Below are 23,065 nucleotides of genomic sequence, written 5' to 3'. Positions count from 1 at the left end.
CTATCCTAACCGGAGACAGAGACCGGAAAGGAAGGCTTTCTTGCGGCACCAGTTCATCGCGCCCGAGCGCCGCGACTACAACCAATGGGCGGCCAACGAGACGCTGGAGGATTTCGCGCTGCGCTTCACCGCGCGCAGGGCGCGGCTGACACCGTCCCGCGTGGCCCATACCGCTGTCGGAGCACTGGCCTTTCTGGCCTGCGAGGCCATCGGCGGCTCGCTGACGCTGGCGCATGGCACACGCGATACGCTGGCAGCCATCGGCGGTTTGATCGTGCTGGCCCTGCTGATCGGTTGGCCGATTACCCGCAATGCGGCGCGCTCGGGGCTCGATATCGACCTGCTCACGCGGGGGGCAGGCTTTGGCTATATCGGCTCGACCATCACCTCTCTGGTCTATGCGTCTTTCACCTTTGTGCTCTTTGCCATCGAGGCCTCGATCATGTCGGTGGCGCTCAATCTGGCGCTCGGGGTGCCGCTCTGGCTGGGGCATCTGGTCTCGGCGCTGGTGGTGCTGCCGATTGCGGCTTTCGGGATCCGAAGGATCTCCAAAATGCAACGGCTGAGCCAGCCGGTTTGGCTGGTGTTCCAGATCGCGCCGCTCCTCGTGCTTCTCATGGCAGGGCAGGGCGGAACCGCGCCCGGTGCGGGCGCATGGCTGGGCTTTGGCGGGTCTGCCTCGGGATTCGATCTGATCCAGATCGGGGCAGGGATCTCTCTGTTGCTGTCGCTCCTGCCGCAGATCGGCGAACAGGTCGACTATCTGCGCTTCCTGCCCGAACGCGATGGCTGGCGCAGGCGTCTGGCGCTGGGGCTTGCGGGGCCCGGCTGGGTGCTGATCGCGGGCGCCAAGATCGCGCTCGGCTCGTGGCTGACGGTCATGGCGATCCGCGCGGGTGTCCCGCCCGATCTGGCCGCCCAGCCTGCTGTGGCCTTCGATCTGGCCTTCCGCACCGTCTTCGGAAATCCGCTGATCGCGCTGGTTGTGATGGGGGTTTTCGTCTGTGTCGCGCAGGTAAAGATCAATGTGACCAATGCCTATGCGGGCTCTATCGCTTGGTCGAATTTCTTCTCGCGCCTTACCCATAACCATCCGGGTCGTGTGGTCTGGCTGGTCTTTAACACCGCCCTTGCGCTGATGCTCATGGAATTGGGCGTGTTCGGGGCGCTCGAGAGCATCCTCGATCTCTACGGTATTCTGGCGGTGGGCTGGCTCGGGGCCGTGGCGGGCGATCTGGCGATTGCCAAGCCGCTGGGGCTCTCACCAAAGCTGATCGAGTTCAAGCGCGCCCATCTTTACGACATCAATCCCGTAGGCTGCGGGGCAATGGCGCTGTCGGTGCTGGTCTCGATCCTGTGTCTGACGGGGCTCGCGGGCGAGATGGCGCAGGCCTTCTGTGTGCCGGTCGGGCTGCTGGTCGCGTTTCTGGCCGCGCCCTGTCTGGCCTATGCCACGGGCGGGCGATTCTATATCGCGCGCCAGTCGCAGACGCCTGCCGATGCGGAGGGTCTGTGCCAATGCGGCATCTGCGCCAACCGCTTCGATCCCGAGGATATGGCCCAATGTCCGGCTTACGGCGTGCCGATCTGCTCGCTGTGCTGCTCGCTCGAGGGGCGCTGCCACGATCTGTGCAAGCCCGATGCACGGCTCTCGCAGCAGATCCGCACCCTGTCGCAGCGGTTGTTGCCCGCACGTCTCTCGGCGCGCAGGCGGGCGCGGATCGGGCAGGTGGCGGGGCTGGGGCTGGTCTTCATCCTGACCATGGCGGGGCTTCTGGGAGCCGTGCGCCATCAGGTGACCCGCGATATGGAAGAGATCCCCGCACAGGCCGTGGGCACCGCCTTCTGGGTCATCTTCGTGGCGCTGGCGATCCTGTCGGGGCTGATGGCGTGGTTCTTCGTGCTGGCCCATGAGAACCGCCGGCAGGTCGAGGATGAATTCGAGCGTCAGGCCGAGGATCTGCGCCGCGAGGTCTCGGCCCGCGAGGAGGCCGAGGCCGAGGCGCGCAAGGCCCGCGAGGTGGCCGAGGCCGCGAACTTTGCCAAATCGCGGTTTCTTACGGGGCTGAGCCACGAGATCCGCTCGCCGCTCAACGCGATCTACGGCTATGCCCAGCTGATGGAGCGCGATATCTCGGCCGCGCCTTCGGCGGTGGGCGTGATCCGCCGTTCGGCCGAGCATCTGGGCGATCTGGTGGACGGGTTGCAGGATATTTCCCGTGTCGAGAGCGGCACGCTCGTGCTGGCGCGCGACCGCGTGGCGCTTCCCGAGCTGCTGGACCAGCTGGCCGAGATCTTCCGTTTCCAGGCCGAGGCGAAGGGGCTCGAGTTTGTCTATGACCGCCAGGGCTGGCTGCCGCGACAGGTTCTGGTGGACCGCAAGCGGCTGCGACAGGTGCTGATCAATCTGCTCTCCAATGCGGTGAAATTCACCGAAGCCGGGCAAGTGGGGATGCGCCTGCGCTATCGCAGCCATATCCTCGAGGTCGAGGTGTTCGATACCGGCATGGGGATCGCGCCCGAGGATCTTGGCCGTATCTTCGATCCGTTCGATCGCGGCACCCGTGCCGATCTGGTGCCGGGCACGGGGCTGGGCCTCACGATCACCAAGCTTCTTGTCGAGATCATGGGCGGACAGTTGCGCGTCGAAAGTGCGCCAGCCGAGGGCACGCGCATGTTCCTGCAGCTGCTGATGTTCGAGGCATCGGGCGGACCACAGGGGCAGGCGCAGGCTATTGCGGGCTATGAGGGACCACGCAAACGGCTTTTGCTGGTCGATGACGATGCCGATCATCTGGCCCTCCTGCGCCGCATCCTTGCGCCTTTGGGCTTTCAGGTCGTGGTGGCGCAGAACGGGACCGAGGCGTTGCGCCTTGCGCCCTCGCTGCGCCCCGATCTGGCGCTTCTCGACATCACCATGCCGGTCATGACGGGCTGGGAGCTTGCCGGAAAGTTGCGGGCGCTCTCGTCAGAGATGAGGATCGTGATGCTGTCGGGTAATGCTCATGACAGCCATGCCGAGGGCGCGGGGGTGCATAACGCCTTCCTGCCCAAACCGGTCGATCTCGATGCAGTCGTGGCCGAGATCGGGCGTCTTCTGGACCTTCGCTGGCGTGAGGCGCAACCCGCCCGCCCGCCTGCGGCGCAGGTAAAAATCCCGCGCGAGATGCTCGAACGCTTGCTGGCGGCTGCGGAGATCGGTCACCGGCGCGGGGTTCTGGATATTCTGGAGGGCCGCCCGGCTGGATCGGTGGCGCATTGGATGCAGCTGGCGCAGGGGTTCGAGCTGCCACGGCTGGCACAGGAGCTGCGGGCTCTGCTGGAGGAGATAGGCGATGAGTGAGGATATCGTCCTGATCGTGGATGACACACCGCAGACACTGGGGCTTCTGACCGACACGCTGGAGCGTGAGGGGATGACGGTGCTGGTCGCGACCTCCGGTCAGGCGGCGCTGGACCTTTTGGCCAAGATCGCGCCGCATGTGATCTTGATGGATGCAGTGATGCCGGGTCTTGACGGGTTCACCACCACGCGGACCATCAAGCAGACACCGGGACGCGAGAATATCCCCGTCATCTTCATGACCGGACTGTCAGATACCGAACATGTGGTGGCGGGATTGGCGGCGGGCGGGGTCGATTATGTCACAAAGCCGATAAAGCTGGAGGAGCTGATCGCTCGTATCCGCGTGCATCTGTCCAACGCGCGTCTGGCCGAAGGCGCGCGGGCGGCGCTGGATGCCACGGGCCGGTCGTTGATGGCGATTGATGCGGGCGGGCGGATCTTGTGGACCACGCCACGCGCCGAGGAGCTCTTGGGTGGCCTGTTCCACGGCGGGCAGTTGATGCTGACCGATGCGTTGGTGGGGCAGCTTCTGTCACTGACCCGTCAGGCAGGAGCGAGTGCGGTGGTGCCTCTGGGCGAGGCGGAGATCGGGTTCCATTATCTCAATCCGGTGCGCGAGGGCGAATATCTGTTCCGCGTGACCGAAGACCGTCCGGGTCTGCGCGAGGAGATCCTGCGCGACCGGTTTCCGCTGACCCAGCGCGAGGCGGAGGTGCTTGTCTGGGTCGCCGCAGGAAAATCCAATCAGGACATTGCCGACATTCTGGGGAATTCGGTCGCCACCGTCAAAAAGCACCTGTTGCAGATCTATGCCAAATTATCCGTGGAAAATCGGGCCACTGCCGCGGCAATGGCGGTGCAGGTGCTGGCCGAGCAGGGATAGGCCGCTCGGCCAAATTGTCACAAATCACACATTGACCAGATGCGCGACTTCGGCGGCGGTATCCTCTGCCGTGCGTCCCTGACGGACCTGCCGCCCACGTTGCAGCACGCAATACTCATCGGCAAAGGACCATGCGAAATCGAGATATTGCTCGACGATGATGATGGTCACCCCCAGCTCGCTGCGCACGCGGCGCAGGGCCTCCTCGATCTGCTGGACCACATTGGGCTGGATGCCTTCAGTGGGCTCGTCGAGCAGCAGGAGTTTCGGCTGGCCACAGAGCGCCCGACCGATCGCCAGCTGCTGTTGCTCGCCGCCAGATAGAACTCCCGCCTTACGATGGCGGATCTGGTCGAGCTTGGGGAAGAGATCGAAGATATGATCGGGGATGCCCCGGCCAATCAGCCCCTTGCCGCGCCCCGCCAGGGCCGAGAGCCCGGAGAGCAGGTTTTCCTCTACGCTCAGATGCGGGAAAACATGGCGGCCCTGCGGCACAAAGCCGATGCCCGCGCGCGAGCGCTCATGCGGTTTGGTCGAGGTGACATCCGCCCCGTCCAGAGTGATGCGGCCCCTAGTGGCTTTCTGAACGCCCATGATGGTGCGCAAAAGGGTGGTCTTGCCTACGCCATTGCGCCCGATCAGGGCGAGCGCACCGCCGCGCTCTACATCAAGGTCGATATCGAACAGCACGGGGCTCTGGCCGTAACCTGCGCCGACGCGCTCCATTTTCAACAGGCTGTCCATGGGCTTACTCCTTTGCGCGGCCAAGATAGACGGCAGCGACCTCGGCATCGGCACGCACGTCGGCGACCGAGCCCTGTTTGAGGAATTTGCCCTGATGCATCACGGTGACCTTGGCGCCAAGTTCCTCGACAAAGGCCATATCATGGTCGATCACCAGCACCGCATGATCGCCCAGAAGCGAATGGATGAGCTTGGCCGTCTTCGAGGTCTCGTTGGGCCCCATGCCGGCGGTGGGCTCGTCGAGCAGAAGCAGCTCGGCTCCCGTGGCCACCACCATCCCGATCTCGAGCCATTGCTTCTCGCCATGGGCCAGATCGCGGGCATAGGTGTCTGCCCTGTCGGTCAGGCCGATCTTCTCCAGCAGATCATCAACCTGCCGGGCCTCCTCGCGCTTGGCGCCATGGCCGAAGCCCTTCCACCAGCGGCGATCCTTGCGTGCCGAGACGAGCAGGTTGTCGCGCACGGTGAGCGAGGGCAGCACCCCCGGTGTCTGGAATTTACGGCAGATGCCACGGCGGACGATTTCGAATTCGGGCAGGTTGGTGATATTGGCGCCGTTGAAGGTCACCGTTCCCGAGGCCGATTGCACCCGCCCGATGATCGTGTCGCAGAGCGTGGATTTGCCCGCGCCATTGGGGCCGATCAGCACCCGCAGCTGGCCGCGTTCGAGCGTCATCGAGAAATTGTCGATGGCTTTGAACCCGTCGAAATCCACCGTGATACCATCGAGTTTCAGGATATAGGGATCGGGGGTCACTGGGCTATAGGCGTTCATTTCACATCCTCCACCAATTCGGCCTCGGGGGGGCGGCGGTTACGGGATTTCTCGATCAGCTCCTCGATCAGACCGGCGATACCATTGGGCAGGAACATGACCGTCAGGATGAAGACGAGGCCCAGCACATAGAGCCACGCTTCCGGCATGGCCGAGGAGATCACGTCCTTGGCAAGGTTGACCACCAGTGCGCCAAGGACTGCGCCCCAGAGGCTGTGGCGGCCGCCGACCGCGACCCAGACCACCATCTCGATCGAGGGCACCACGCCTACGAATGCGGGCGAGACCACACCGGCATGGAGCGTAAAGAGTGCCCCTGCAATCGATGCGAACATGCCTGCGAATGCGAAGGCCACGACCTTGTAGGGGGTTGTGTTATAGCCCAAGAAGCGCACGCGGTTCTCGCCATCGCGTGTGGCGCGCAAAAGCGTGCCGTAGCGCGAGCCGGTCAGCCATTTGGTAAAGGCGAAGACTACGACCAGAAGCGCCAGTGTGACGAAATAGAGGATGCGGTTGGCCTCCGGAGTGCCCAGTTGCAAGCCGAAGATCTCGGTGAAGCCGGTGAGCCCGTTATAGCCGCCTGTCGTGCTTTGCTGGCTGGTCAGCAGCGTGGCAAAGGTAAGCGCCACGGCCTGTGTGATGAGGGCGAAATAGACCCCCACAATGCGGCGGCGGAAGACGAGCCACGAGAAGAGGGCCGCGAAAGCCGTCGGGATTACGATGATGGCGGCGATGGCAAAGGCGGGGTTGGCAAAGGGCACCCACCACCAGGGAAGCTCCATCACGCCCGACCATTCCATGAAATCGGGCAGGCTGCCCGCGGGCAGCGAGGCCAGTTTCATATACATGGCGATGGAATAGCCGCCCAGTCCGAAGAATACGCCTTGTCCGAGCGTGAGGATACCGGCCTCGCCCCAGATCAGCACGATGCCGATGGCAAGGATGCCCATGGCGAGGAAACGGCCCAGCAGATTGAGGTCGTAGGAAGACACGAAGGAGGGAGCGAGAACGGCCAGTGCCAGCACGGCGATCCAGCCATAGCGGTGAATTGCAGTCATATCAGTCCTCCAGAGCGCGCGAGCGGGTGGCCACCACGCCTTGCGGGCGGAATTGCAGGAAGATGATCACGGCCAGCAGCATCAGCACTTGGCTCATCGAGACATCGAGGAAGATCTGGCTGATCGCCGAGACGAGGCCGAGGATAATGGCGGCAATCGTTGTGCCCACCATCGAGCCAAGCCCGCCCATGACCACCACGAGGAAAGCGGGGATGATATAGCTCTGGCCGACCGAGGGGGTGACGGGTCCGAGAAGCGAGAGCACCACGCCCGCAAGCCCCGCGATGCCCGTGCCGAGGCAGAAGACGGCCAGATCGACGCGGCGGACATTGATGCCCGAGGCGCTTGCCATCATGCGGTCCTGATTGACCGCGCGGACCAGAAGACCCAGCCGGGTGCGCGCGATGAGAAGTCCCAGCGCCACCAGCACCAGAACCGCCACCAGAAGGATGAAGATCCGGGTCGAGGGGAAATAGACACCTGCCAGCATGAAGCCGGTATTGAGCCAGTCGGGCGCGGTGACCCCCACTCCGATGGGGCCGAAGATCGAGCGCGCCGCCTGTTGCAGGATGAGGCTGACCCCCCATGTGGCCAGAAGCGTATCAAGCGGGCGCGCCGAGAGTTTGCGCACCACGGTCAGCTCCATGATGCCGCCCAGAAGTGCCGCGCCGAGGAAGGCCACCGGCATCGCGACGAGGATCGCCAGCGGACCCGGCACGACCAGATAGGTGAGATAGGCCAGATAGCCGCCCAGCATCAGCATCTCGCCATGCGCCATATTGATCACCCGCATCAGCCCGAAGCTGAGCGCGAGACCGAGAGCGGCGAGAACAAAGAGCGAGGCAACACTGAAACCGTTGAAGATCTGCCCGACAACAAGTGCGGTGTCCAACATGGGTTTTCTCCTTCGCGGGAAAGAAATCGGCCCCCGGTGCGATCCGGGGGCCAGTCGGGGGATCAGTTGGTTGCGCTCAGGTCGCAGGATTTGCCCGGGAAGGTGAGAGCATCATAGGGCTCGGGGGTGATTTCACCTTCGGATTTCCAGACGATGTCGAATTTGCCGTTCTCGTCGAGCTTGCCGACATAGGCGGTCTGGGTCAGCGACTGGTTGGGGGCGAAGGCCACATCGCCCATAGGCGTTGCCACATCGAGGTCGACAGCGGCTTTGCGCACGGCATCGGTCTCGAAGCTGCCGGCCTTTTCTACGGCTGCTTTCCAGGCATAGACATCAAGATAGCCATGCAGCATCGGATCGGTGATCGCGGCATCGGCGCCATATTTCGCGCGGTAGGCCTCGACGAATTTCGCGTTCGCATCGCCCGGCAGGGTCTCGAAATAGTTCCATGCGGCATAGGAACCTGCCACCAGCGAGGTGCCCATTGCTTGCGCTTCCTGCTCGGCGATCGAGAAGCTCATGACCGGCGTATCTTCCAGCGTGATGCCCGAGGCGGCGAGCTGTTTGAAGAAGGACACGTTTGAATCGCCATTGAGCGTGTTGAGGATGATATCGGGCTTGGCCGCGCGGATCTTGGCGACCACAGCGGAGAAATCGGTGCCGCCGAGGGGCACATATTCCTCGCCCGCCATGGTCAGGCCGTCTTTCTCGATATGTTTCTTCACGATCAGGTTGGCCGTGCGCGGGAAGACGTAATCCGAACCGACGAGGAAGAAGCTCTTGTCGCCTTCGGCCTTGGCCCATTCATAGGCGGGCAGGATCTGCTGGTTGGGCTGGGCGCCCGAATACATGATATTGGCCGAGCATTCGTTACCCTCGAACTGGACCGGATACCACAGCAGGTTCCCCGTGCGCTCGAAGACCGGCAGCATCGCCTTGCGCGAGGCCGAGGTCCAGCCGCCGAAGACGGTGGCGACATCGTCATTCTCGATCAGTTTGGTGGCTTTTTGCGCGAAGATCGCGGGATCGGAGGCGCCATCCTCGACAATCGCCTTGATCTGGTGGCCCATCACACCGCCATTGGCATTGATCTCGTCGATCGCCATGACTTCGGCGTTTTTCACGGTGACTTCCGAGATCGCCATCGTGCCCGAGAGCGATTGCAGAACGCCCACATTCACGGTGTCCTCGGCGAAAGCGCCTTGGGCGGAAGCGGCGCCAAAGGCCAGAGCCGCGATGGTCAGATTGGTTTTTTTCATAATTCATCCCCGTTGTTGATGGTGCCGCGTTATTGGAAGGGGCGGCGTGGGGAGGACGATGACGCGATCGCGTGCAAAGGCATATGCACCAAAGGGAGTATGGCGGGTTGGCGCGCAGAGTGCTTGCCGCCTGGTCTGCCCGTAAAGATGCATGGCCGGTTTGCCTTATTTGCAAGGGGAAAACCGGCGCGGACGCGCTACCTTCAGATCCGGTTAGGTTGTGAAAGGGTAATCGGTGCTGGCGGAATATATTCTCTCGAAAGTCGATGGTCTCGTGCGCAGGACCTTGCAGCCGCGTCCTTCGCGTGAGGCGCGCCGTCATGCGCCACAGGGGTCCGTGCCACAGAGCCTCGTGCCGCGGCGCGGACGGCTTGACGAAGCCGATGACCCGCTCGAGCGGGCCTGTGCCAGGGTAGTGCTGTCGATGCCGGCCGATGAACGGCGTGTGCTGGAGTTGACCTATGGTCTGACTGGTCATCTGCCCGTCAAGCCGCATCGGGCCGCCGATATGCTAGGCTGGGGGCTCGCGCAGACCATGACCATCGGTGAGGGCGCGATCTTGCGGTTGCGCAATTCGGCCAGCGGTCAGGCGGCCTTCGGCGCGCTTCTGGCGGCGCTACATTTGCGACTTCTGGACGCCGCCGAGAGGATCTACGACCTGCGGATGGAAAACGCGCCGCGTGCCGAGAGGGATATGGTCCTCAAGCGGTTCTGGTGTGAGCTGAGCCCTGTCGAGCGGCTCTGCCTGCGGGGGTTCGGCGAGGGTGAAGTGGCCGAGATGCGGGTGGCGCTGGAGGCACGCGCGGACGGCCGGATCTGAAATCGGGGCTTATGCGGTCTCGCGGGCGACCAGCTCGCCCAGAAACATCCGGCTTTGCATCGGTTCCTGCGCCTCGAGCACCTCGACGAGATAGGCGGCCATCTCGGCCAGTGGCTGGCGATAGGTGGTCAGCCGGTAATTGGCGCCTGCCGCCTGCGGCACATCGTCGAAGCCGATCACCGCGATATCCTCGGGCACGCGCAGTTTCAGGTCGTGCCGGATGGCATCAATCGCCCCCAAAGCAAGCGCGTCATTCTCGCAGACGATGACATCGGGCAAGGCCTCCGCCGCCCGTCCGCGCAGGCTCTCGCGGATCAGCGATTCGGCTTTTTGCGAATCATAGGCACCGATCCAGGCGGTTTCCGGCGTGTGTTCATGCCTCTGCACCCAATACTCCATGAAGGTTTCCTTGCGCAGAAGATGCGCCGAGAAGGTCCGCGGCCCTGCCAGATAGAAGGGCCTCCGGAAGCCTCTCTGGGTGACATATTCGGCGATGCAGCGGGTCGCGGCCTGATCATCCACCGCGATCGAGATCACGCCGTCCACCTGCGAGGTCCGTGCGAAGACGATCAGTTTGGGCTGGCGCCCACCCTGATGGACCTGATCAAGGATTTCGTCACGGAACTGGATGCCGATCAGGATCGTCGCATCGACTCGGCGCTGGCTGGCATGGCGCAAGGCCGGCGCAGTATCATCGGTATCGAGCGTGTTCACCAGCAAGATATCCCATCCGCCCTGACGCAGCGCGCGGGTCAGATGCTCCAGCATTACCAGTTTGTGGGGATTGGCAAAATCGTCGATCAGAAGCGCAACCAGATTGGAGCGCGCCGAGACGGAGCGCGCCGAGGCCAGACCTGCTGCACGCAGATCGGGGATATAGCCCAGATCGGCTGCGGCCTGCATCACCTTCTCGCGGGCCTTGGCGGAAATCGAGGCATCTTTGCGGAAGGCACGATTGACCGTCCAGCGCGAGACACCCGCTGCACGGGCCACGTCATCGGCGGTCACATAGCTGCCGTAAGCGGTGCTAGCCTCTGGGGTCGTCGGGACGTCGTTACTCATGCTCTGGTCCTTGTTACGCGATCGGGCAGCGTGGCTGTCCGGTCACTGTTTCTATAGCGCCTCTTGGACGGCAGCTCCACTCTACAGAGTAACTGTCGGCTGGCTCATAAATTTTGCACACGAGAGCAAATTTAGCTTGCACACGCGAGCAAAGGAAGTCTTAATATCCCCATCGCGGCCTTGAGGAGGGCGGCAACAGGGAGGGATAAATGCTGAAAGTTGGGCTTTTGGGCGCCGGCCGGATCGGTCAGGTGCATGCTGTGAACATTGCCGGAAACCCGCGCTCGACGCTGGTGGCGGTCTCGGATGTCTACCGTCCGGGGGCCGAGGCGCTGGCCGAGAAATTCGGGGCCGAGGCGCGCACCACCGAGGAGATCCTCGCTGATCCGGCGATCGATGCGGTGCTGGTGGCGACCTCGACCGATACCCATTCGGATCTGATCGAGCAGGCCACGGCGGCAGGCAAGGCGGTGCTCTGCGAGAAGCCGGTCGATCTGTCACTGTCGCGGGCCAAAGCCTGTCTGGCGCAGGCATCGATGACGGGCCGTCCGGTGATGATGGGCTTCAACCGTCGCTTCGATCCGAATTTCGCGACGCTGAAGGCTTCGGTGCAGCGCGGCGAGATCGGCAAGCCCGAGCTGTTGTCGATTACCTCCTTCGATCCCGCACCGCCTCCGGTGTCCTATATCAAGGTCTCGGGCGGGCTGTTCCGCGATATGATGATCCATGATTTCGATATGGCCAACTTCCTGATGGGCGAGGCGCCGGTGACGGTGCGCGCGGTCGGCAGCTCGATCGTCGATCCCGAGATCGGCGCGGCAGGCGATGTCGATACGGCCGTGGTCACGCTGACCTATGCCGACGGGCGGATCGCCGTCATCAAGAACTCGCGCCGTGCCGTCTATGGCTATGACCAGCGGGTCGAACTGCTGGGCTCCGAAGGGCTGTTGCAGGCGCAGAACATGCTGGAGAACACCGTGGTGCGGTCGACGACTCAGGGTGTGATGAGTGCCAAGCCCACCTATTTCTTCCTCGAGCGGTATATGCCCGCCTATGCGGCGGAATGGGAGGCCTTCGTGGCAGCCCTTGTGGATGGCGCGGCTCTGCCGACCTCGCTCGAGGACGGGATCGCGGCATTGGCAATGGCTGAAGCCGCCACGGAATCGGCCAAAACCGGACAGGCCGTCTCGCTCGATCTGCATGAGGAGCTTTACCAGCGCGCGGTCTGACGCGCTGGTCCAGACACCCCCGCGGGGGCCTTGCCGGAAGAGGAGCCGGCAGGGACCACCCCTCGCAGGGTAAGTGGGGGCCGTAAAAGGCCCGACCGGCCAAGGGCCGGATAACCGGCGCAAAGGGCGACAGGGACGCCCGCGCCAAGACCTTTTTGGGAGGAGAGACCAATGAAAACCCTTTTTGCCACGGCAGCTGTGACCGCGATGATGGCTGGATCGGCGATGGCGCAAGAGATCATCGTCGTGACCCATGGTCAGGCCAGTGACCCGTTCTGGTCGGTCGTGAAAAACGGTGCCGCCGAGGCGGCAAAGGATACCGGCGCGACCGTCGATGTCCGCTCGCCCGAGACTTTCGATATGGTCCAGATGAGCCAGTTGATCGATGCTGCCGTGAACCAGGAGCCCGACGGGCTCGTTGTGAGCATTCCCGATGCCGACGCGCTCGGGCCGTCGATCCAGCGCGCGGTGGATGCCGGTATTCCGGTGATCTCGATGAACTCGGGTGGCGATGTGTCCAAGGAACTGGGCGCGATGCTGCATGTGGGCCAATCCGAATATGATGCGGGCAAGGCCGCAGGGGTCAAGCTCGCGGAAATGGGCGGCACCAAGGGCATCTGTGTGAATCAGGAAGTGGGCAATGTCTCGCTCGATCAGCGCTGTGCGGGTTTCGAGGAGGGGTTCGGTAATCCGGTCGAGGTCATCCCGACCATGACCGATCCGGCAGAGGTGGAATCCAAGGTCCGCGCCGCGCTTGAATCCGATCCCGATGTGAACACGGTTCTGGGTCTGTCGGCCCCCATCGTGGGCGAACCCTCGGTCAAGGCCGTGAAGGCGATCGGGCGCGATGACGTGCTGGTGGCGACCTTCGATATGTCGTCCTCCTTCCTGCAATCGGTTGTTGATGGCGATGCGGCCTTCGCGATCGACCAGCAGCAGTTCCTGCAAGGCTATCTGCCGGTGGCCTTCCTGGCGCTCAATGCCAAATACGGGCTGATGCCTGCAGGCGATGTGCCCTCGGGTCCGAACCTGATCACGCAGGACAAGGCCGAGCAGGTCATCGACCTCGCGGCCAAAGGTATTCGCTAAGTCAACGGGATGTCCGGAGCACCCGCTCCGGGCATCCGCCGCGCCGTATTACGGGCGCATGTCATGTGACGCATGACACTTCCGGCCCGAGGGCCGGGCTGCTGGGGAAGAGCAGCCAATTTTTCAAGACGGATCGCATGTGGGGAGGGAACCATGCCAACGGACGCCACCATCGAGGCGGACGAACGGATCAAATCCGAGTCGTTTGCCGCTAAACTTATGAAACGACCGGAGCTGGGTGCCATCGGGGGTCTGATCCTCGTCACTCTGTTCTTCTTGTTCACCGCCGACAGCACGATGTTCACCCTGTCCGGCATCATGAATTTTCTGACGCCTTCGGCGCAGCTGGGTATTCTGGGCATTGCCGCCGCCATGCTGATGATCGGTGGCGAGTTCGACCTGTCCATCGGCTCCATGGTAGCCTTCGCAGGCATGGTCTTCGGTGTGTTCACCGTCAATCTCGGCCTGCCGCTGATCTTTTCGATCCCGTTGACCATGGTCTTTGCCGCGGCGATCGGGGCGGCCAATGGTGCCATCGTCATCCGCACGGGGTTGCCCTCCTTCATCGTTACGCTGGCGGGTCTGTTCATCCTGCGCGGCCTGTCTCTGGTCGGGCTGAAGCTCTTCACCGGCGGTTCGACCCAGCTGCGCGGTGTGCGTGAGGCCGTCGAAGGGGATTTCCTGACGCCGTTCTTCTCTGGAGATGCGTTTACCGGCCTGTTCGCATGGATGGCCAAAGCGGGCATCATCGACAGTTTCAAATCGGGAGCGCCGAAAGTGCCGGGGGTGCCGGTCGAAGTGCTGTGGTTCATAGGTTTCGCACTGGTCGCCACCTATATCCTGCTACGCACGCCGGTGGGGAACTGGATCTTCGCCACCGGAGGCGATAGCAATGCCGCGCAGAATTCGGGTGTGCCGGTGAAGCGCGTCAAAATCTCGCTCTTCATGCTGACGGCAATCGCGGCAAGCCTTGTAGCCATCATCACCGTGATCGATGCCGGCTCCACCGATGCGCGTCGTGGCTTCCAGAAGGAATTCGAGGCGATCATCGCGGCCGTGATCGGCGGGTGCCTTCTGACTGGCGGTTACGGCTCGGCCATCGGGGCCTTCTTCGGGGCGATCATCTTCGGCATGGTCACCATCGGTCTGACCTATACCAATTTCGATCAGGACTGGTTCCAGGTCTTCCTGGGCGGCATGCTGCTGATTGCCGTGGTCTTCAACAATGTGGTGCGCAAACGCGTGACGGGGGAGCGTTGAGATGACCCTTCAGGATAGCAAATTCCATCACGGCTCGGTCGCCGGTGCGCAGGCCCCGATCATCGAGATGAAAGAGATCACCAAGCATTTCGGTAATGTCATCGCGCTCAACGGGGTGACTTTCAATGTGAAACCCGGTGAATGCCATTGCCTGCTTGGCGATAACGGCGCGGGTAAATCGACCTTCATCAAGACCATGTCGGGCGTGCACAAGCCCACCTCCGGCACGATCACCTTCGAGGACAGGCCGCTGTCCTTCTCCAGCCCGCGCGATGCGATGGAGGCAGGGATTGCCACCGTGTTCCAGGATCTGGCGATGATCCCGCTGATGTCGGTCACCCGCAACTTCTTCATGGGGCGCGAGCCCACCAAGGGCAGGGGCCTGACCAAGCGTCTCGATATCGAGCGTGCCAACGAGATCACCATGGAAGAGATGCGCAAGATGGGGATCAACCTGCGCGCGCCCGATCAGGCGGTGGGCACGCTTTCGGGCGGCGAACGCCAGACGGTGGCCATTGCCCGCGCGGTGTTCTTCGGCGCGAAGGTGCTGATCCTTGACGAGCCCACCTCGGCGCTGGGTGTGCGCCAGACCTCCAACGTGCTCGCGACCATCGACCGCGTCCGCGATCAGGGGGTGGGGGTCGTCTTCATCTCGCATAACGTGCGCCATGCGATGGCAGTGGGCGACCGCTTCACCGTGCTCAACCGTGGCCAGACCCTTGGAACGGCAGCGCGGGGCGAGATCACCTCGTCCGAACTGCAGGACCTCATGGCTGGCGGTCAGGAACTGGCCGACCTCGAAGGGTCGCTCGGCGGCACGATCTGACGCAAATTCCGGGCGGTAGCGCCCGGAAGCCTTGCAGGTTTTCCGATAGGTATGGAGTTTGCCATGACGGGCACTCTTTCGCAAAAGCCACTCGGGGTAGCCCTGATCGGCACCGGCTTCATGGGCAAATGCCATGCGATGGCATGGAATAACGTCGCAACGGTTTTCGGCGGAGCGCGGCCCCGTCTGGAGCTGCTCTGCGATGCCGACCCCGATGCGGCCGCGCGTCTTGCGCCCCAATGGGGGTTTGCCCGCGCGACAAGCGACTGGCGCGAGGTGATGGCCGATCCGCGGGTCGATGTGGTCTCCATCACTGTGCCCAACGGTCTGCATTACCCTATGGCCATGGCCGCACTTGCGGCAGGCAAGCATATCTGGCTCGAAAAGCCGATGGCGCTGACGTTGCAAGATGCCCGCGCCATGGCCGAGATGGCCGCAGCCCATCCGCAGCAGGTCACCATTCTGGGCTATAACTACCTGCGCTCGCCCGCAGTCCAGGCAATCCGCGCGCTGGTCGATGCGGGGGCGCTGGGGCAGCTGCATACGTTCCGCGGTGTCTATGACGAGGATTATGCCGCCGATCCCGATTTGCCATGGTCGTGGCGCCATACCTTGCAGGGTGGGGGCTTGGGCGCTTTGGGCGATCTTGGCTGCCATCTCGTCTCGCTCATGGTGGCTCTGATGGGGCCAGTCGCGGGGCTATCTGCCCGGACCCATATCGCCATTGCCGAACGTCCTTCGCCCGAGGGGATGAAAGCGGTCGAAAACGAGGATAGCGCGATGGCGGTTCTGCGTTTCGCCTCGGGTGCACAGGGGAGCTTTGCCACCTCGCGGGTCGCGCGCGGGCGCAAATGCCATCTGTCGTTCGAGATTCATGGCAGCCTCGGGGCCTTGCGCTTCGATCAGGAGCATATGAATGAATTTTGGCTGCACAGGCAGGGCGAGGCAGGGTTTGTCCGCCACCTCACCGGCCCCGAACAGCCCGATTTCGCGGCATTCTGTCCCGCGCCAGGCCATAATTTCGGCTTCAACGAGCAGAAGGTTATCGAGGCGCGCGATCTGGTGGCGTGCATCGGGGGGGCGTCCGCATGCGGCCCCGATTTCGCGCAGGGTCTTGTGATCGAGGAAATCATTCACGCTATGGCCCGCTCGAACGGCACATGGCGCGACATTCAGGAGGCCCGCAGCCTTTCATAAGCGGGCGCGAGGGAGGAAGACATGAAACCATTGGATGTAATTACGATTGGTCGCGCTGGCGTTGACCTTTACGGCTCGCAGGTTGGGGGTCGTTTGGAGGATATGGGGTCATTTGAGAAATATATTGGCGGGTCTCCGACGAATATCGCCTGCGGGACGGCGCGTCTTGGGTTGAACTCGGGTCTGATCACGCGGGTTGGCGACGAGCATATGGGTCGGTTCATCCGCGAGGAGCTGGTGCGCCACGGGGTGAATGTCGAGGGTGTGACCACCGATCCCGAGCGTCTGACGGCGCTGGTGATTCTGGGGATCCGCGACGAGGAGCAATTCCCGCTGATCTTCTACCGCGAGAACTGCGCGGATATGGCGCTGTGCGAGGATGACATCTCGGAAGATCTGATCGGGCGCACGCGCTCGGTGGTGGCGACCGGCACGCATCTGTCGAACCCCAAGACGGAAGCGGCGACGCTGAAAGCGCTGGCGCTGGCGCGCAAACATGGTGCGCAGACGGCGCTCGATATCGATTACCGCCCCAATCTCTGGGGGGTTGCGGGCCATGGCGATGGCGAGAGCCGCTTTGTGGAAAGCGCCGAGGTGACGGCCAAGCTGCAAAAGAGCCTGCATTATTTTGACCTGATCGTGGGCACCGAGGAAGAGTTCCACATTGCGGGCGGCACGACGGATACGATCGCGGCGCTCAAGGCGGTGCGGGCGGTGTCGAATGCGACGCTGATCTGCAAACGCGGGGCGGCGGGGGCTGCGGCCTTTGAAGGCGCGATCCCCGAGAGCCTTGACGAGGGCCAGACGGGCCCGGGCTTCCCGATCGAGGTGTTCAATGTGCTGGGCGCGGGCGACGGGTTCTTCTCCGGCCTCCTGAAGGGCTGGCTCGATGGCGAGACCTGGCCGAAGGCGCTCGAATATGCCAATGCCTGCGGGGCCTTTGCGGTCTCGCGCCATGGCTGCACGCCGGCCTATCCCTCGCTCGAGGAGCTGGAGTTCTTCCTGAGCCGCGGCGTGATCCAGCCCGATCTGCGCAATGATGCCGAGCTCGAGCAGATCCACTGGGCGACCAACCGCCATCGCAGCCATGGCGGCGACTTCTCCGAGATGCGGGTGTTCGCCTTCGATCACCGGATGCAGCTCGAGGAGATGGAGGGCTATACGCTGAAAAAAGGCGGGGCCTTCAAGGAGCTGTGCCTCGAGGCCGCACTCAAGGTGCAGGATGGCCGTCCGGGCTATGGGATCCTGTGCGACAACCGCATCGGGCGGCATGCGCTGCATGCGGCCTCCGGCACGGGCCTGTGGATCGGGCGTCCCTGCGAATGGCCTGGTTCCCGTCCGCTGACGCTGGAGCCGGAACTGGGCGATGATTGCGGTGGCCTGAAGGAATGGGCGCGCGAGAATGTGGTGAAGGTTCTGGTGTTCTGCCATCCCGATGACGATGCGCAGACCTGGGCCTGGCAGCTCGACAGCGTCAAGAAACTCTACGCGGCTTCGCGCCGCAACAATCTCGAGTTCCTCCTCGAGATCATCCCCTCCAAGGTGGCTGCGGTGACCGATGACACCACGGCTATCCTGATCCGGCGGTTCTATGCGGAAGGGATCTATCCCGACTGGTGGAAGCTGGAGCCGATGGCATCGCAGACCGGATGGGCCAAGGCCTGCGATGCCATCGAGGAGCATGACCGCCACACCCGCGGGATCGTGGTTCTGGGGCTGGATGCGCCGGAGGCGGAACTGGCGGCAAGCTTCGAGGTGGCCGCAGGCTTCCCGCTGGTGAAAGGCTTTGCCGTGGGCCGGACGATCTTCGGGTCGGTGGCGCGCGACTGGCTGGCGGGGCGGATGGATGACGAGGAGGCGGTTGCCGAGATGGCCACGCGCTACACCCGTCTGGCCGGGATCTGGGACAAGGCCCGCGCGGCAGCGACCTCTGTGGCTGCCGAATAATCGAAAGGACCGGCGCGCCCCATCGCGGGCGCAGCCCGCGATGCGCGCCCGCAGGTGGCTCGATGCCGCCAAGGGCGCGGCCCCCCACAGGGCGGGGCGTATAACAAAGGAAGAAGAGTATGGGCACGATCCGCATGACGGCCGCACAGGCCATGGTAAAATGGCTGAGCGTTCAGCTGACGCCCGAGGGCGAACGGTATATCGAGGGGATCTGGGCGATCTTCGGCCATGGCAATGTGGCGGGTCTGGGTCAGGCGCTCGAGGAGATCGGCGAGGCCTTCCCGACCTGGCGCGGCCAGAACGAGCAGACCATGGCGCATGCGGGTCTGGCCTATACCAAGGGCATGGGCCGCACCCGCGCGCATGCGGTGACCTCCTCGATCGGGCCGGGCTCGACGAACCTCGTCACCGCGGCGGCGCTGGCGCATGTGAACCGTCTGCCGATCCTTCTGATCCCGGGCGATGTCTTCGCCAATCGCCGCCCCGATCCGGTGCTCCAGCAGGTCGAGGGCTTCGAGGATGGCACGATCTCGGCCAATGACTGCCTGCGCCCTGTCTCGCGCTATTATGACCGGATCACGCGGCCCGAGCATCTCCTGACGGCGCTGCCCCGCGCATTGGCCACGATGACCGATCCTGCCTCGGCAGGCCCTGTCACGCTGGCCTTCTGTCAGGATGTGCAATCGGAAGCCTTCGATTACCCCGAAGCGTTCTTCACGCCCCGCACCTGGCATATCCGCCGCCCCGCGCCCGATGCGCGCGAGCTGGAGCAGGCCATCGCGATGATCCGTGCGGCCAAGGCCCCGGTGATCGTGGCCGGTGGCGGGGTGATCTACTCGCAGGCCGAGGCCACGCTGGCCGAATTCGCCAGCCGCCACAACATCCCCGTGGTCGAGACGCAGGCGGGCAAATCGGCGCTCTCGCAATTCCACCCGATGAACTTCGGGGCGAGCGGCGTCGACGGCTCGGCGGCGGCCAATGCCGCAAGCCAGCGCGCCGATCTGGTGATCGGTGTGGGCACGCGCCTGCAGGACTTCACCACCGGCTCGCGCACGCTCTTTGCGAACCCGCAAGCGAAACTCCTCTCGATCAACGTGGCCGCTTATGATGCCATGAAGCACGGCGCCGAGCCCCTGATGGCCGATGCGAAAGTGGCGCTCGAAGCGCTGACCGAAGGCCTCGGCGCCTACCGCGCCGAGGATGCCGATCAGGGCGCGCGCGAGGATTGGCTGAAGGCCGTGACCCATCACTGCCGCGACCGCTCGGAGGAGCGGGGCGCGGGCGAGCTGCCGCTCGATGCGGAGGTGATCGGCGCGGTGCAGCGCGCGGCCCCCGAGGCCGTTGTGATGTGTGCCGCTGGCACCATGCCGGGCGCGCTGAAGCTCCTCTGGCAGCCCACTCAAGGCGGCTATCACATGGAATACGGCTATAGCTGCATGGGCTACGAGGTCGCGGGCGGGATGGGGCTGAAGCTCGCGAACCCCGACCGCGAGGTGATCTGCTTTGTGGGCGATGGCTCCTATATGCTGGCCAATTCCGAGCTGGCCACTGCCGTCATGCGCCGCATCCCCTTCACCGTGGTGCTGACCGATAATGCGGGCTATGGCTGCATCAACCGGCTGCAGACGCTGGGCTGTGGCGGCAACCCGTTCAACAACATGTATGTGAACTGCAATATCGAGGCGCAGCCGCAGATCGATTATGTGATGCATGCGGCCTCGATGGGCGCCCATGCGGTGAAGGCGAAAGATATCAAGGATCTGGAAGCGCAGCTGGCGGCCGCCCGCACGCGCGATATCCCCACCGTCATCGTGATCGACACCACCGCGAAAGACTTCCCCGGCACCGGCATCGAGACCACAGCCGGTGAGGCCGGCCACTTCTGGGACGTCGCCGTCCCCGCCACAGGCCACGCCCCGAACCGCCCCGCAGCCTACCAGCGCTACCTCGAAAATACCGCCAAACAACGGCTCGTGAACTAACCACCGGCGCGGCAGGCGGACCCGATGGGGACGCCTGCGCCGCGCGAGGGGGTTCGATGCCCCCGAGCGCGGCCCCTACCCATAAGGAGATCCCCATGATCAAATTCGGCACCAACCCCATCGCCTGGGCCAATGACGACGACCAGTCCATCGGCGCGGATATCCCCACCGCGCGCATCCTCGAGGAGGCGGGCCGCCTCATCGGCTTCGACGGTATCGAGAACGGCCACCGCTGGCCACAGGACGACGCGGAGGCCCTGCGCGCCCTGCTGGCCGGATATGGCCTCGCCTTCATCTCCGGCTGGTATTCGACCGAACTCCTGACCCGCTCGGTCGAGGCGGAGATCGAGGCCGTCCAGCCCCATCTGGCCAAGCTCAAACATAATGGCTGCAAGGTCTGCATCGTCTGCGAATGCTCCAACACCGTCCATGGGCGCCCCGATGTGCCGGTCAATGACCGCCCCAAACTCAGCGCCGCCGAGATGAGCGCTTTCGGCGCCAAGATGGAAGCCTTCGCCGCCTATCTCGCAACCCAGGGCATCCGGCTTGCCTATCACCACCATATGGGGACCGTGGTCGAGAGCCCCGCCGAGATCGACGCCTTCATGGCCGCGACGGGCCCCGCCACGCATCTTCTCTTCGATGCGGGCCATTGCACCTTCGGCGGCGGCAATCCCGAGGAAGTGCTTGCCCGCCACATCACGCGCGTGGCCCATTTCCACGCCAAGAATATCCGCCCCGAGATCACCGCGAAGGTCCGTGCCGAGAACCTGTCCTTCCTGCAGGGCGTGCTGGCCGGCGCCTTCACCGTGCCCGGCGATCAGGAGGGTGCCGTCGACTTCACGCCGCTTCTCACGATCCTCGCGCAGAACGGCTATGACGGATGGATCGTCATCGAGGCAGAGCAGGACCCCCATATCCGAAACCCGCTCCTCTACCAGACCCTCGGCCTCCACACCCTCAAACGCATCGCAAACGAGGTCGGCCTGACAAACACTCAAAAACAACCGGTCGAGGCCTGAGGGCCGTAGACTTCAGGGAGGATACAGAATGACACAGGATTTCCAGCTTGCAGCCTGCGCCGAGATGCTCTGGCTCGACAAGCCCATCGAGTGGCGGGCGGCGCGCCTGACCGAGCGCGGATTGGGCGTCGGGCTCTGGAACTGGCCGGAACATGATCTGGCCAAGCTCGAGAAGGTCGGCGCCAATTACACCATCATGAATGGCTATATCGAGGGCCGTCTGGCCGATGGCGAGGGGGCCGACAGGCTGCTTGCCTCGGCGCGCGAGACGGTGCAGGTCGGCAAGCGGCTGGGGGTCAGCCGCCTCAACCTGCACGGCACCGGTCTGGGCGATGGCGGCATTCCGATCTGGAAGCACGAGGTCGTCACGGGCGCGATGTGGCTGAAGGCGCGTGAGACGCTCGAGCGGATCTGCGATATGGCGGAGGAGGAGGGTGTCGTCTTCACGCTCGAGAACCTCAATCCGATGGACCATCCGGGCTGTCCGTTCGGATCGACGGCGGATGTTCTGGCGCTTGTCTCTGCGGTAAACCGGCCGCAGCTGAAGATCAATCTCGATCTCTATCATACCCAGATCGGCGAGGGCGACCTGATCCGCTGGTGCGAGAAATGCCTGCCATGGATCGGCGAGGTGCAGGTGGCCGATAATCCGGGCCGCTGCGAGCCGGGAACCGGCGAGATCAATTATGCAGGCGTGGCCAGAGGGTTGCAGGCGATGGGGTATCGCGGGCCTGTCGCAATGGAGGCCTGGGCCAAGGGCGAGAGCGATGCGGCCGTCGACGCCTTTGTCGCAGCCTTCACGCTCTGACAGTCCGCCATCCCCTGACTGGCGCGCGGGTCACCCCGCGCGCTCTTTTTATTGCAGTGGCTGCGCGGGGACTGGTGCCTGCCCGTCATAGCCACCCCAGACCGACTGGTCGAAATGGATCACAGCCCCGCTCATGAGACCGCTATCGGGGGAGGCCAGATAGAGTGCGGCACGCGCGACCTCCTCGGGATCGACCAGTCGACCGAAGGGCAGGTTGGCACGGGCTTTCTCTTCCCAGTCGGGATCTCCTGTTTCGGCGATCTGGAGCGCGCGCTCGTGATCGGAGGCCATCCAGCCGATATCGAGCTGGTTGACGCGGATCCGGTTGCGCATCAGCGCGAAGGCCGTGTTGCGTGTGAGCGTGGCCAGTGCACCTTTCGAGGTGGAGTAGGCCGACAGATTGGGCTGGCCCGCATGTTCCGAGGTGGAGCCGATATTCACGATCCGGCCTTCGATCCCCTGATCGATCATCTGGCGCACGACCTCCTGCATCAGGAAGAAGGGCGCACGCACATTGGTGGCAAAGATCGCATCGAAAAGTGCGACATCGGTCGACAGGATCGTGCCGCGATCGGTGAGGGCTGCGGCATTCACCAAAATGTCCACACGCCCGAACCGCGCGCGTGCTTCCTTGACGATCCGCGCGGGCGTTTGCGGGTCCGACAGGTCCGCCGCGATCATCAGCACCGGAATGCCGGTCTCTTGTGTGATACAAGCGGCCACGGCCTCGCCCTTGGCCTGATCGCGCCCGACAATGGCAATCCCTGATGCTCCTGCATGGGCAAAGCAGCGCGCGATCGCAGCGCCCAGTCCCTGCGTGCCGCCTGTCACCAGCGCGATCGCTCCGTCAATTCTGTTCATCG

The 23,065-nt window shown here is 63.7% G+C and carries 19 protein-coding genes; 12 read left to right on the top strand and 7 right to left on the bottom strand.

Annotation, left to right across the window (positions count from 1 at the left end):
* Nucleotides 1–40: 40 nt before the first annotated feature.
* Complete coding sequence (locus tag WDB91_RS19175; RefSeq protein WP_339115267.1) at nucleotides 41–3,343, top strand: ATP-binding protein; 3,303 nt, start codon at nucleotides 41–43, stop codon at nucleotides 3,341–3,343.
* The gene (locus WDB91_RS19170; protein WP_339115266.1) at nucleotides 3,336–4,229 is read left to right on the top strand and encodes a DNA-binding response regulator; all 894 of its coding nucleotides are present in this window, start codon (nucleotides 3,336–3,338) and stop codon (nucleotides 4,227–4,229) included. Before WDB91_RS19175 ends, WDB91_RS19170 begins: the two co-directional genes overlap by 8 nt.
* Nucleotides 4,230–4,253: 24 nt before the next feature.
* Here the strand turns inward: WDB91_RS19170 and urtE are convergent, their stop codons facing one another.
* From urtE to urtA, 5 genes are all read right to left on the bottom strand, one after another.
* Nucleotides 4,254–4,973 carry an urea ABC transporter ATP-binding subunit UrtE gene (urtE, locus tag WDB91_RS19165; RefSeq protein WP_339115265.1) on the bottom strand — a complete coding sequence of 240 codons (720 nt, stop codon included), beginning with the start codon at nucleotides 4,971–4,973 and terminating at the stop codon, nucleotides 4,254–4,256.
* A 4-nt stretch (nucleotides 4,974–4,977) separates the two neighbouring features.
* Nucleotides 4,978–5,748, bottom strand: a complete 771-nt coding sequence (gene urtD / locus WDB91_RS19160; RefSeq protein WP_339115264.1) for an urea ABC transporter ATP-binding protein UrtD — start codon at nucleotides 5,746–5,748, stop codon at nucleotides 4,978–4,980.
* The gene (urtC, locus tag WDB91_RS19155; protein ID WP_339115263.1) at nucleotides 5,745–6,806 is read right to left on the bottom strand and encodes an urea ABC transporter permease subunit UrtC; all 1,062 of its coding nucleotides are present in this window, start codon (nucleotides 6,804–6,806) and stop codon (nucleotides 5,745–5,747) included. Before urtC ends, urtD begins: the two co-directional genes overlap by 4 nt.
* 1 nt (nucleotide 6,807) lies before the next feature.
* Nucleotides 6,808–7,701, bottom strand: coding sequence for an urea ABC transporter permease subunit UrtB (gene urtB, locus WDB91_RS19150; RefSeq protein ID WP_339115262.1), 894 nt, complete (start codon nucleotides 7,699–7,701; stop codon nucleotides 6,808–6,810).
* Between the two features lie 62 nt (nucleotides 7,702–7,763).
* Complete coding sequence (urtA, locus tag WDB91_RS19145) at nucleotides 7,764–8,960, bottom strand: urea ABC transporter substrate-binding protein (RefSeq protein ID WP_339115261.1); 1,197 nt, start codon at nucleotides 8,958–8,960, stop codon at nucleotides 7,764–7,766.
* A gap of 235 nt (nucleotides 8,961–9,195) precedes the next feature.
* On the opposite strand from urtA, the gene WDB91_RS19140 reads away from it, so the two are divergent.
* Nucleotides 9,196–9,780, top strand: a complete 585-nt coding sequence (locus tag WDB91_RS19140) for a hypothetical protein (protein WP_339115260.1) — start codon at nucleotides 9,196–9,198, stop codon at nucleotides 9,778–9,780.
* A 9-nt stretch (nucleotides 9,781–9,789) separates the two neighbouring features.
* Here the strand turns inward: WDB91_RS19140 and WDB91_RS19135 are convergent, their stop codons facing one another.
* On the bottom strand, nucleotides 9,790–10,842 hold the full coding sequence (locus WDB91_RS19135) for a LacI family DNA-binding transcriptional regulator (RefSeq protein ID WP_339115259.1): 1,053 nt from the start codon (nucleotides 10,840–10,842) through the stop codon (nucleotides 9,790–9,792).
* A 209-nt stretch (nucleotides 10,843–11,051) separates the two neighbouring features.
* Here WDB91_RS19135 and iolG point away from each other — a divergent pair, with 209 nt between their 5' ends.
* From iolG to WDB91_RS19090, 9 genes are all read left to right on the top strand, one after another.
* Entirely contained in the window at nucleotides 11,052–12,071 is a 1,020-nt protein-coding gene (gene iolG, locus WDB91_RS19130) for an inositol 2-dehydrogenase (RefSeq protein ID WP_339115258.1), read from the top strand.
* A gap of 171 nt (nucleotides 12,072–12,242) precedes the next feature.
* Nucleotides 12,243–13,160 carry a sugar ABC transporter substrate-binding protein gene (locus tag WDB91_RS19125; protein WP_339115257.1) on the top strand — a complete coding sequence of 306 codons (918 nt, stop codon included), beginning with the start codon at nucleotides 12,243–12,245 and terminating at the stop codon, nucleotides 13,158–13,160.
* 153 nt (nucleotides 13,161–13,313) lie between these two features.
* Nucleotides 13,314–14,420, top strand: coding sequence for an ABC transporter permease (locus tag WDB91_RS19120; protein ID WP_339115256.1), 1,107 nt, complete (start codon nucleotides 13,314–13,316; stop codon nucleotides 14,418–14,420).
* A gap of 1 nt (nucleotide 14,421) precedes the next feature.
* A complete protein-coding gene (locus WDB91_RS19115) occupies nucleotides 14,422–15,246 on the top strand; it encodes an ATP-binding cassette domain-containing protein (protein ID WP_339115255.1) in 825 nt (274 codons plus the stop codon).
* 63 nt (nucleotides 15,247–15,309) lie between these two features.
* Nucleotides 15,310–16,443 carry a Gfo/Idh/MocA family oxidoreductase gene (locus WDB91_RS19110; RefSeq protein ID WP_339115254.1) on the top strand — a complete coding sequence of 378 codons (1,134 nt, stop codon included), beginning with the start codon at nucleotides 15,310–15,312 and terminating at the stop codon, nucleotides 16,441–16,443.
* A gap of 21 nt (nucleotides 16,444–16,464) precedes the next feature.
* Nucleotides 16,465–18,390, top strand: coding sequence for a 5-dehydro-2-deoxygluconokinase (gene iolC / locus WDB91_RS19105; RefSeq protein WP_339115253.1), 1,926 nt, complete (start codon nucleotides 16,465–16,467; stop codon nucleotides 18,388–18,390).
* Between the two features lie 119 nt (nucleotides 18,391–18,509).
* Nucleotides 18,510–20,372, top strand: a complete 1,863-nt coding sequence (iolD, locus tag WDB91_RS19100) for a 3D-(3,5/4)-trihydroxycyclohexane-1,2-dione acylhydrolase (decyclizing) (RefSeq protein WP_339115143.1) — start codon at nucleotides 18,510–18,512, stop codon at nucleotides 20,370–20,372.
* Between the two features lie 95 nt (nucleotides 20,373–20,467).
* The gene (gene iolE / locus WDB91_RS19095) at nucleotides 20,468–21,394 is read left to right on the top strand and encodes a myo-inosose-2 dehydratase (RefSeq protein ID WP_339115142.1); all 927 of its coding nucleotides are present in this window, start codon (nucleotides 20,468–20,470) and stop codon (nucleotides 21,392–21,394) included.
* A gap of 28 nt (nucleotides 21,395–21,422) precedes the next feature.
* Nucleotides 21,423–22,202 carry a TIM barrel protein gene (locus WDB91_RS19090; protein WP_339115252.1) on the top strand — a complete coding sequence of 260 codons (780 nt, stop codon included), beginning with the start codon at nucleotides 21,423–21,425 and terminating at the stop codon, nucleotides 22,200–22,202.
* Between the two features lie 48 nt (nucleotides 22,203–22,250).
* On the opposite strand, the gene WDB91_RS19085 is transcribed toward WDB91_RS19090, so the two are convergent.
* Nucleotides 22,251–23,063, bottom strand: coding sequence for an SDR family oxidoreductase (locus WDB91_RS19085; protein ID WP_339115251.1), 813 nt, complete (start codon nucleotides 23,061–23,063; stop codon nucleotides 22,251–22,253).
* Nucleotides 23,064–23,065: the final 2 nt, after the last annotated feature.

This window comes from Thioclava sp. GXIMD2076 (assembly GCF_037949795.1).
Taxonomy (GTDB): Bacteria; Pseudomonadota; Alphaproteobacteria; order Rhodobacterales; family Rhodobacteraceae; genus Thioclava; species Thioclava kandeliae.
The sequence above is the reverse complement of the archived record's forward strand: the minus strand, read 5'-3'. Positions and strand labels throughout refer to the sequence as shown.